Here is a 1,032-nt window from a genome sequence, read left to right as displayed (position 1 = left end):
GGCACATTCTAAACTGGGTTGCGACAAATCCCCTATCTTGCTGGAAAGCAAGGAGAATGGAATTGGCCCACACAGAACTGGATTTGCGTGAGAGGCGCACAATCGAAGACATGCTGAATGCAAAAGTGCCTGTCAGCAAGATCGCAGCTGAGATCGGCAGGCACCGCTCAACCATCTATCGCGAGATCAAGCGGAACTATTTTACCGACGAAGAGCTGCCATATCTGAACGGCTACTACGGCATGAATGCGCAGAAATATGCGTCTGACCGACGCGCTCGAAGGCGCAAGCTGATCCGCCTCGATGGTCTGCGTGCCCATGTCATCGCTCAACTGAAGATCGGCTGGACGCCAGAGCAAATTGCCGGGCGTCTTGATTTCGATGGGCAGCCAATTCGCGTCAGCCACGAGACGATCTATGCGTATGTCTACAGCCGCGAAGGCCAATCCGAACAACTGGCGCGCCACCTGACAAGCCGACGCAAGAAGCGGCAGCCGCGCTATGCCAGACGCGCCAGAGGCCAGGTATTTCCGCCAGATCGGTCGATCCATCAACGCCCGGACTTCGTGAAGACGCGCGAGACTTTCGGCGAATGGGAAGGTGATCTGATGATCTTTGAACGTTCCCAAGGCACGATGAACGTCGCCTCACTGGTCGAGCGAAAGACCCGGTTTGCCGTCCTGTTCCGCAACAACGACCGCAGCTCGACACAATTCATAAACAAGCTGATGGACGTGATGGAACCCCTGCCCCAGCCCGCTCGCCGTTCGATCACCTTCGACCGTGGCTTCGAGTTCCGCGCCTGGCGCAAGCTGAAGTCCGGCATCGGAACGGAAAGCTGGTTTTGCGATCCGCAGGCACCCTGGCAGAAGGGTTCGGTCGAGAACCTGAACAAACGTGCACGCAGATATCTACCGCGTGACACTCAGCTCGCGGCGCTCTCAAATCGCAATATGAAGGCGATTTGTGACCGCCTGAACGGGACACCCAGAAAATGCCTCGGATGGCGCACCCCAACCGAAGCCTTCAGAG

The 1,032-nt window shown here is 57.1% G+C and carries 1 protein-coding gene; it reads left to right on the top strand.

Annotated elements, in window-relative coordinates:
• Positions 1-56: 56 nt before the first annotated feature.
• Positions 57-1,032 (top strand): IS30 family transposase (locus tag BW990_RS20930; RefSeq protein ID WP_200798091.1); only part of this gene is annotated, 976 nt, incomplete at its 3' end.

This window comes from Roseivivax lentus, assembly GCF_900156805.1.
GTDB classification, from domain to species: Bacteria; Pseudomonadota; Alphaproteobacteria; order Rhodobacterales; family Rhodobacteraceae; genus Roseivivax; species Roseivivax lentus.
This window is presented reverse-complemented; position numbering and strand designations above follow the sequence as displayed.